We start from the raw sequence: 8694 nt of genomic DNA on the forward strand, positions 1-8694 counted from the left end.
CAGCCCCGAAAGCCCCACGGGAAGGCTTCACTTCCGCATCGGGCCCATGTTCTAAGTACCCCACCGCGGCTAAAGCCGCGGTGGGGGCCCCATGCGGGCCAAGGGGTGGGATTTAGCCCTCCTGCCGGAAGACCCCCGCCTGCCGGAGAAGCCTCCGGGCGGTATCCGTGGGCTGGGCCCCCACGGAAAGCCAGTAGCGGGCCCGCTCCACGTCCACCTTGAGCCAGTCGGGCGTGGTCTTGCGGGGATCGTAGTAGCCGATCTTCTCAATGTAGGCCCCGTCCCGCTTCCTGCGGGCATCGGTGACCACGATGCGGTAATGGGGGTTGTGCTTGGAGCCGAACCGAGAAAGCCTGATCTTGACCATGCCGTTCCTACCTCCTGAAGATTCCCATGAGTCCCCGGCCCTTTTGCTTTTCCAGGGACTTCATCAGGGCCTTGATCTCCTCAAACGCCTTGATAAAGCGGTTGAGCTCCTGCACGGTGGTGCCGCTTCCCCGGGCGATGCGCTTGCGCCTCGAGGCGTTGAGGATGCGGGGGTTTTTGCGCTCCTCGGGGGTCATGGAGAGGACCATGGCCTCCAGGCGCTTCAGGGCCCGGTCGTCTACCCCTAGCCCCTGGGGGAGGGCCCGGCCCAAGGGGAGCATCCTTAGGACCTCGGAAAAGGGGCCCAGGCGCTTGAGGTTCTGCATCTGCTTGAGGAAGTCCTCCAGGGTGAGCTCCTTGGCCGCCTTGGGGGCCTCGGCCTCGAGGCCCGCCTCCCGCACCCTTTCCGCCAGGGTGGCCACGTCCCCCATGCCCAGGATGCGGCCCGCCAGGCGGTCGGGGTAGAAGGGCTCGAGGCCCTCGGGTTTCTCCGAAACCCCGGCGAAGTAGATGGGCTTGCCGGTGACGTGCCGGGCGGAAAGGGCCGCCCCGCCCCGGGCGTCCCCGTCCAGCTTGGTGAGGACCAGCCCCGTGACCCCCACCTTCTCGTCAAAGGCCCGGGCCACGGAGAGGGCCTCCTGGCCGGTCATGGCGTCCAGGACCAGGAGGACCTCATCGGGGCGCATGGCCTCCTTAAGGCGGGCAAGCTCCGCCATGAGGGGCTCGTCTATCTGCAGGCGGCCCGCGGTGTCCACCAGGATTAGGTCGCGCGCCCCAAGCCTAGCCTCCTCCTCCACCCGGCGGCGGATGGACTCCGGGAGCTCCCCGTCTCGCACCTCCAGGACCGGCACCCCGACCCTCTCCCCCAGGACCCTTAGCTGCTCCCGGGCGGCGGGGCGCTGGGTGTCGGCGGCCACCAGGAGGGGGCGGCGCCCCTTGCCCTTGTAGTGGAGGGCGAGCTTGGCGGCGGTGGTGGTCTTGCCCGAACCCTGAAGCCCCACCAGGAACCAGAGGTTCCTTTCCTTGAGGAGGGGCTGGCGGACCTCGCCCCCCAGGGCCTCCTTTAGGGCCTCGTACACCGTGGCCAGGATGACCTCGGCCGGGGTCAGGCTCTCCAGGACCCTCTGGCCCAGGGCCCTTTCCCGCACCCTATCCACGAACTCCCGGGCCACCTCCCAGTGAACGTCGGCGTCCATGAGGGCGCGGCGGATCTCCCGCAGGGTGGACCTCAGGTCCTCCTCGGAGATCCGCCCCCGGCCGCGGAGCCGGTCTATGGCCTCTTGCAGTCGCGCCGAAAGCTGCCCGAACATGCCCCTCCTGGCCCTAAGGCCGGGCCTCAGCATAGGGCACCCCCCTTGAGCGTGTCAACCGCAATTTTTCGCACATTTCTAGTGGGCGTAGTTGACGGGAAGGTCCCCTCCCCCTAGGCTAGAAAAGGTATGCGAGAGGCGTTGCCCTCGAGTCCCAGGCCCTGAAGGCCGCCTCCGGGCGGCCTTCGGCGAGAAAGGAGGCCGCCCGTGGAGACCACCCTTTCCCCCCTGCTCCAAGCCCTAGAGGAAGGCGACACCCTGACCCTCAAGCGCCTCCTGGAGGACGTCCACCCCCAGGACCTCCTTTCCCTTTGGGACGAGCTCAAGGGAGAGCACCGCTACGTCCTCCTCACCCTCCTCCCCAAGGACAAGGCCGCCGAGGTCTTCGCCAACCTCCCCCCTGAGGCCCAGGCGGAGTACCTCAAAACCCTCCCCCCCTGGCGGGTGCAGGAGCTTTTGGAGGAGCTCTCCCTGGACGACCTGGCGGACGCCCTCCAGGCGGTGGAGGAGGAGGACCCGGGGCTCGCCCGGAAGCTCAAGGAGGCCCTGGACCCCGAGACCCGGGCCGAGGTGGAGGAGCTCACCCGGTACGAGGAGGACGAGGCCGGCGGCCTCATGACCCCGGAGTACGTGGCGGTGCGGGAGGGGATGACCGTGGAGGAGGTCCTCCGCTTCCTGCGCCGGGCCGCTCCCGACGCCGAGACCATCTACTACCTCTACGTGGTGGACGAAAAGGGCCGCCTCAAGGGGGTGCTCTCCCTAAGGGACCTCATCGTGGCCGACCCCAGGACCAAGGTGGCGGAGATCCTGAACCCCAAGGTGGTCTACGTGCGCACGGATACGGACCAGGAGGAGGTGGCCCGCCTCATGGCCGATTACGACTTCACCGTGCTCCCGGTGGTGGACGAGGAAGGCCGCCTGGTGGGGATCGTCACCGTGGACGACGTCCTGGACGTCCTGGAGGCCGAGGCCACCGAGGACATCCACAAGCTCGGGGCCGTGGACGTGCCCGACCTCGTCTACAGCCAGGCGAGCCCCGTGGCCCTGTGGCTCGCCCGGGTGAGGTGGCTCGTGATCCTGATCCTCACGGGGATGATCACGAGTTCCATCCTCCAAGGGTTTGAGAATGTCCTCGAGGCCGTGACCGCCCTGGCCTTCTACGTCCCCGTCCTCCTCGGCACCGGGGGAAACACCGGCAACCAGTCGGCCACCCTCATCATCCGCGCCCTCGCTACCCGCGACCTGGACCTCAAGGACTGGCGGCGCGTCTTCCTCAAGGAGGTGGGGGTGGGCCTCCTCCTCGGCCTTACCCTGAGCCTCCTCCTCCTGGGCAAGGTCTACTGGGACGGGCACCCCCTCCTCCTTCCCGTGGTGGGCGTGTCCTTGGTCCTCACCGTCTTCTTCGCCAACCTGGTGGGGGCCTTGCTCCCCTTCCTCCTGAGGCGGCTCGGCGTGGACCCGGCCTTGGTGTCCAACCCCCTCGTGGCCACCCTATCGGACGTCACGGGCCTCCTCATCTACCTCTCCGTGGCCCGCCTGCTTCTGGAGGCGGTATGAGGCTTCGGATGCGCGTGGAGTGGAGCCAGGGAAGCCCCTACCGCTACGCCTGGGAGGGCTTCGCTTTTTAGGCCAGGACCGCCCCGCCCCCGTTTGGGGCGATCCCCGAGCGCTGGCTTAGGGCCCTCCACCTGCGGGAGGAGATGGAGGCCCTGGCCCTCGTCCTCTACAGGATGAGCATGGCGTCCCCTAAGGAGTAGAAGCGGTAGCCCTCGGCCACGGCCAGGCGGTAGGCCTCCAGGGTGCGCTCCCGCCCCAAGAAAGCGGCCACCAGCATGAGGAGGGTGGAGCGGGGGAGGTGGAAGTTGGTGAAGAGGGCGTCAACGACCTTGAAGGCGTAGGGGGGGCGGATGAAAAGCCGCGTCTCCCCCTCGCCCGCCACCACGCCCTTCCCTTCCTGGTAGGCGCTCTCCAGGGCCCGGACCACCGTGGTCCCCACGGCAACCACCCGCCTCCCCTCCACCTTGGCCCGGTGGACGGCCTCCGCCACCTCCTCGGGGATCGCGTAGGGCTCGGCGTGAATCTCGTGCTTCTCGGGGTCCCCCTTCACCGGGCGGAAGGTGCCGGGGCCCACGTGGAGGGTGAGGAAGCGAAGTTCCACCCCCCTTTCCCGAAGCCTCTTAAGAAGGTCCGGGGTGAAGTGGAGCCCGGCGGTGGGGGCGGCCACGGACCCCGGGCGCCTGGCGTAGACCGTCTGGTAGCGCTCCATGGGGACCTTGGCCTTGATGTAGGGAGGAAGGGGCACCTCCCCCACCTCCTCCAGGTGGGCCAGGAGGTCCCCCTGGAAGCGGAGGAGCCGCACCCCGTCCCTTTCCACCGCCACCACCTCGGCCTGAAGGCCCGAAACCGGCTCCAGGTCCTTGGGGGAGAGGAGGAGAAGCCTCGTGCCGGGCGGGGCCTTCCGGGCGGGGCCCAAAAGGGCTTCCCAAAGCCCAGGGGAGCGCTCCCGCACCAGGAGGACCTCCACCCTGCCCCCCGTGGGCTTCCTCGCGAGAAGCCTCGCCGGGATCACCTTGCTCTCGTTGAAGACCAGGACGTCCCCGGGGCGCAAAAACTCGGGCAGGTCCCGCACCCTCCTGTGCTCCACCCGAAAAGGGCCTTCCCTATAGACCACCATCAGCCGGGCCATGTCCCGGGGCTCCACCCCCTCCTGGGCGATCCGCTCGGGGGGGAGGTGGTAGTCGTAGGCCTCGAGCCCTTCCATGCCTAGCGCTCGGAAGAGCGGGGCTCCATGAAGGGGTTCGGAATCTCGGGGAGGTGGGTGAAGCGGTCCACGGCGTCAATGAGCTTCTGGGCCGTGGTCTCCCGAAAGGCGATGACCTCCACCCGGATGCCCCGCTCCATGAGGACCTGGAGGATCTCCACGAAGTCCCCGTCCCCGCTTCCCAGGACCACCACGTCCAGGTAGGGCATGAGGCGCACCATGTCGGCGGCGATGCCCATGTCCCAGTTCCCCTCGTAGATGGGCTTCCCCCCCTCTCCCAGCTCCCTCACCGTGAGGTACATGCGCCGCACCCGGTAGCCGATGGTGGAGAGCTTGTAGATGAAGGGCCAGGCGGAGGTGTCCCCCTCCTTCTCCACCACGTAGGCCGTGGCCCGCACCAGGCGCCTCCCCCCCACGGCGTAGCGCAGGAGGCTTTCAAAGTTCACGTTGCGCTCGTAGTAGTCCCGGGCGGAGTGGTAGAGGTTCTGGGTGTCCACGAAGACCCCAACCCGCTGGTCCTGGTGGTGGCCGAGGATCTCCATCGGCTCCCATCTTACCCCGCGTTCCTGAGGCCTGCCGCCACCCCGAGGAGGGAGAGGAGAAGGGCCCGCCTAAGCCCCTCGTCCTCCCTCCCCCCGGGGGCCCGGTAGCGGCGTAGAAGCTCCACCTGCACGATGTTGATGGGGTCCACGTAGGGGTTCCTGAGGCCGATCTGCCGCTCCAGGGTCTTCTGGTTGTGGAGGAGGGGGGCCTGGAAGACGGCCTCGAGGAGGGCCACCGTGGCTTCATACTCCCGGGCGACGCGGTGGAAGAGCCCGTGGAGGTTCTCGGGCACCAGGGAGAGGTAGAGCCGGGCCACCCCCAGGTCGGCCTTGGCTAGGGCCATGGCCGCGCTCTCCAGGGTGGTGGCGAAGAAGGGCCAGCCCCGGTACATCTCCCTAAGGAGGTCCAAGGGGAGGGCCTCCAGGGCGGAAAGCCCGTACCAGCCGGGAAGGAGGAGGCGCACCTGGGTCCAGGCCATGACCCAGGGGATGGCCCGGAGGTCGCCGATGTCCCGCACCCGGCCGTGGCGGTACACGGGACGGCTGGCGATGGGGAGCTCCCCTAGCTCCCTTATGGGCGTCAGGGCCTCAAAGAAGGGGAAAAACCCCTCCTCGCCGAGGAGGGCCCGGTAGACCCCCGTGCTCCTCGCTCCGGCCTCAAAGAGGGCCTCCCGCCACAGGGGCTTGGGCTCCACCCCGTCCCCTAAGGCGGCCTGGGCGAAGTGGAAGAGGAGCTGCTCCAGGTGGCGCACGGCAAGCTCGGGGTGGCCGTAGCGGTCCGCCAGGGCCTCCCCCTGCTCCGTGAGGCGGATCCTTCGCCCCACGCTTCTGGGCGGGAGGCTGGCGATGGCCCGGCCCGCGGGGCCCCCGCCCCTCGCCGTGGAGGTGCCCCGGCCGTGGAAAAAGAAGACCGGAAGCCCCGCCTCCTCCCCCACCCGGCTCAAGGCCTCCTGGGCCTCGTAAAGGGCCAGGTTGGCCATGAGGAAGCCCGCGTCCTTGTTGGAGTCGGAGTAGCCGATCATCACCTCCACCCCGCCCCGCCCCCGGGCGTGGGCCAGGAAGACGGGGTTTCGGAGGAGGCGGCTCAAGACCTCCGGGGCCCGCTTCAGGTCCTCCAGGGTCTCAAAGAGGGGGACCACGTCAAAGGGGAGGGGCCTCCCCGGGCGGTAGAGGCCCACCTCCCGGGCGAGGAGGAAGACAGAGAGGAGGTCCGCCGGGTGGTGGGTCATGGAGACCACGTGGGCCCCCTTGTCCCTCCAGGCCCGGAAGGCCCCCAGGGCCACCCTCAGGGCCTCCCCCTTCGGCTCCTCCCCCACGGGGAGGAGGGGCCTTGGGCTCTTAAGCTCCTCGGTGAGGAGGCGCTCCCTTTCCTCCGGGGAAAGGGCGAGGAAGTCCGGGTGGACCCCGCCCACCCGGAGGAGTTCGGCCGCAGCCTCCAAAAGCTTCCCCGACTCTTCCCTTAGGTCCAGGGGAGCAAGCTCCAGGCCGAAGGCGGAAAGGCGGGCCTCCAGGGGGCGGAGGAAGCTTTCCACCACCCCCCCAAGGCCCAAGGACTCAAGCCCCGCCGCCGCCACCCGGAGGGCCCTTTCCACCTCCTCCGAAGTGGCCTCCCCGGCCTGGAGCCTCCGGTAGAGGGCGGCAAAGTGGCGCCGGTAGGGCTCCCCAAGGAAGCGCTCCACCCCCTTTCCGCCCTCCTGCACCTCCCGGGGGACGGGCACCCTCGCCCCGGAGAGGGAAAGGTCCCGCACCAAGCCCTCCAAGGCCTCCAGGAGCTTCCTTTGGGCCACCTCCCGGGCGTAGCGCCCGGCGAAGGCCGTGACCTCGGGGGTGACGAAGGGGTTGCCGTCCCGGTCGCCCCCGATCCAGCTCCTAAAGCGCACGGGGCTCTTCAGGCGGGGCCTTTTCCCGTAGACCCGCTCCAGGGCGGCCTCGAGGCCCGCCACCACCCGGGGCACCGCCTCCCAGAGGGTGGTGGGGAGGTAGTAGAGCCCGCCCTTGATCTCGTCCTCCACGCTGGGGCGGGCCTTGCGCACCTCCTCGGTGGCGTAGAGGAGGGCCACCCGGGCGGCGAGCCTTTCCCCATCCCCCGCCTCGATCTCCCGTCCCAGGGCCTCGAGGTGGTGGCGCAGGGTGCGGCGCCGGGTCTCCGTGGGGTGAGCGGTGAAGGTGAGGAGGAGCTCCAGGCGGTTCAGGTGGGCCTCGGCCTCCTCCAGGGAAAGCCCCCGCTCCTTGAGCGTCTTGGCCAGGGCCAGGAAGCCCTCGGGCCTGGGGCTTTCCAGGGTCTCGGCCTGGGCCCTCAAGCGGTTCACCCGCACCCGGTGGCGCTCCTCCGCCAGGTTCACCAGGTGGAAGTAGTGGGTGAAGGCCCGCACCAGGGCCTCCGCCTCCTCGGCGGAAAGCCCCCTCACCCGGGCGAGAAGGGCCTCCCCCGCCTTCTCATCCCCCTGGCGGCGAGCCTTGGCGAGGGCCCGCACCTCCTCCACCAGGGCGAAGAAGCGCTCCCCCGAAAGGGCGCGGATGGCCTCCCCCAGAAGGCGGCCCAGGCGGTCCACCTCGGCGCGGAGGAGGTGAAAGGGCTCCTTCATGGCTCTTCCCAGACGTAGGGGCTTATGGAAAGGGGCCTTCCTCCCTCAAAGACGAGCTCCGTGGCGTGGAGGCGCGCCCTTCCCTGGGCGGGCCGGAAGGGCTGGGGTCGGCCCGTGAGGAAGCGGGCCAGGAAGGTCTCCACCTCCCCCCCGATGATGGACCGGTAGGTGCCGGTCATGCCCACGTCCGTCTGGTAGAGGGTCCCCTTGGGCAGGGGGGCGGCGTCCAGGGTGGGGACGTGGGTGTGGGTGCCGAGGACCGCCGAGGCCCGCCCGTCCAGGTAGTGGGCCAGGGCCATCTTCTCGCTGGTGGCCTCGGCGTGGACCTCCACCACCACGTAGTCCGCCCCCTCCTCCTCCAGGAGGCGGTCCAGGGCCCGGAAGGGGTCGTCCAGGGGCTCCATGAAGACCCGGCCCATGACCTGGGCGAAAAGGAGGGTCTCCCCGGCGGCCTCGAGGCGCCACCACCCCCGCCCTGGGGTGCCCGGGGGGTAGTTGAGGGGGCGCACGATGGGCTCCTTCTCCAAGAGCTCGTAGACCTCCTTGTGGTCCCAGGCGTGGTTGCCCAAGGACACCAGGTCCACCCCGGCCTCCCGCAAAAGGCGGTAGCTTCTCCTGTCCAAGCCCTTGCCCTTGGCGGCGTTTTCCCCGTTGGCGATGACCAGGTCGTAGCGGTCGCGGATGTCCGGGAGGTGAAGGCTCACGGCCCGGAGGCCGGGCTCGGCCATCACGTCCCCGATGAAGAGAAGCCGCATGGGGGCATTATATGCCCCCTAAGGCCCCGCCTCAGCCCACCTTGATGTAGGCGTAGCCCTTGGCCTGGAGCTCGCCCAAGGCCCCCACCCCCGAGGGCACCCACTTGAGAGGCTGTCGTAAAAGCTCTCCGGGGCATGGCCCGCCGCTTGATGCCGTTCTCCAGGACCCAAGTTGCACGACAGCCTCTTTTCGCGCCCTCAGTCTTCCGCTACTCTAGCCATCTGCTCCATGAGTTCCCGGCTTATACCCGCCGCCTTGAGGAACTTTTCCTCCGTTTGGTAGATAAAATCCTCGAGCGCCAGCGCGTAGTTTAGAGCGGCCACTTTGACAAGGGCTCGCTCCAGCTTGAGCAACTGCTGCGGGTTGTCGGGGAA

At 69.0% G+C, this 8694-nt stretch carries 7 protein-coding genes; 1 reads left to right on the forward strand and 6 read right to left on the reverse strand.

The genetic code is table 11. From position 1 onward, the window contains the following. Positions 1 to 112 precede the first annotated feature (112 nt). The gene (gene rpsP, locus ABJK26_RS02705) at positions 113 to 367 is read right to left on the reverse strand and encodes a 30S ribosomal protein S16 (RefSeq protein ID WP_347240689.1); all 255 of its coding nucleotides are present in this window, start codon (positions 365 to 367) and stop codon (positions 113 to 115) included. 7 nt (positions 368 to 374) lie between these two features. After that, the gene (gene ffh, locus ABJK26_RS02710) at positions 375 to 1676 is read right to left on the reverse strand and encodes a signal recognition particle protein (protein ID WP_347240724.1); all 1302 of its coding nucleotides are present in this window, start codon (positions 1674 to 1676) and stop codon (positions 375 to 377) included. Positions 1677 to 1883: 207 nt separating this feature from the next. Between ffh and mgtE the strand changes: the two genes are divergently transcribed. Continuing rightward, positions 1884 to 3233 carry a magnesium transporter gene (mgtE, locus tag ABJK26_RS02715; protein WP_347240690.1) on the forward strand — a complete coding sequence of 450 codons (1350 nt, stop codon included), beginning with the start codon at positions 1884 to 1886 and terminating at the stop codon, positions 3231 to 3233. A gap of 166 nt (positions 3234 to 3399) precedes the next feature. Here the strand turns inward: mgtE and queA are convergent, their stop codons facing one another. Genes queA through ABJK26_RS02735 form a run of 4 tightly spaced genes read right to left on the reverse strand, consistent with a single transcriptional unit; the run spans position 3400 to position 8319 of the window. Next, positions 3400 to 4437 (reverse strand): tRNA preQ1(34) S-adenosylmethionine ribosyltransferase-isomerase QueA, encoded by a 1038-nt coding sequence (queA, locus tag ABJK26_RS02720; RefSeq protein ID WP_347240691.1) that lies wholly within the window; start codon positions 4435 to 4437, stop codon positions 3400 to 3402. A gap of 2 nt (positions 4438 to 4439) precedes the next feature. Continuing rightward, complete coding sequence (locus ABJK26_RS02725) at positions 4440 to 4979, reverse strand: NYN domain-containing protein (RefSeq protein WP_347240692.1); 540 nt, start codon at positions 4977 to 4979, stop codon at positions 4440 to 4442. Positions 4980 to 4990: 11 nt separating this feature from the next. Next, positions 4991 to 7564, reverse strand: coding sequence for a phosphoenolpyruvate carboxylase (locus ABJK26_RS02730; protein ID WP_347240693.1), 2574 nt, complete (start codon positions 7562 to 7564; stop codon positions 4991 to 4993). Then, a complete protein-coding gene (locus ABJK26_RS02735; protein WP_347240694.1) occupies positions 7561 to 8319 on the reverse strand; it encodes a TIGR00282 family metallophosphoesterase in 759 nt (252 codons plus the stop codon). Before ABJK26_RS02735 ends, ABJK26_RS02730 begins: the two co-directional genes overlap by 4 nt. Positions 8320 to 8694 lie beyond the last annotated feature (375 nt).

This window comes from Thermus sp., assembly GCF_039793865.1.
GTDB lineage: Bacteria > Deinococcota > Deinococci > Deinococcales > Thermaceae > Thermus.

Excerpts from the sequence above, each read along its gene's own strand:
- rpsP (WP_347240689.1), bottom strand. The coding sequence starts at position 367 with ATGGTCAAGATCAGGCTTTCTCGGTTCGGCTCCAAGCACAACCCCCAT.
- ABJK26_RS02730 (WP_347240693.1), bottom strand. The coding sequence starts at position 7,564 with ATGAAGGAGCCCTTTCACCTCCTCCGCGCCGAGGTGGACCGCCTGGGC.
- ABJK26_RS02735 (WP_347240694.1), bottom strand. The coding sequence starts at position 8,319 with ATGCGGCTTCTCTTCATCGGGGACGTGATGGCCGAGCCCGGCCTCCGG.
- queA (WP_347240691.1), bottom strand. The coding sequence starts at position 4,437 with ATGGAAGGGCTCGAGGCCTACGACTACCACCTCCCCCCCGAGCGGATC.
- ffh (WP_347240724.1), bottom strand. The coding sequence starts at position 1,676 with ATGTTCGGGCAGCTTTCGGCGCGACTGCAAGAGGCCATAGACCGGCTC.
- ABJK26_RS02725 (WP_347240692.1), bottom strand. The coding sequence starts at position 4,979 with ATGGAGATCCTCGGCCACCACCAGGACCAGCGGGTTGGGGTCTTCGTG.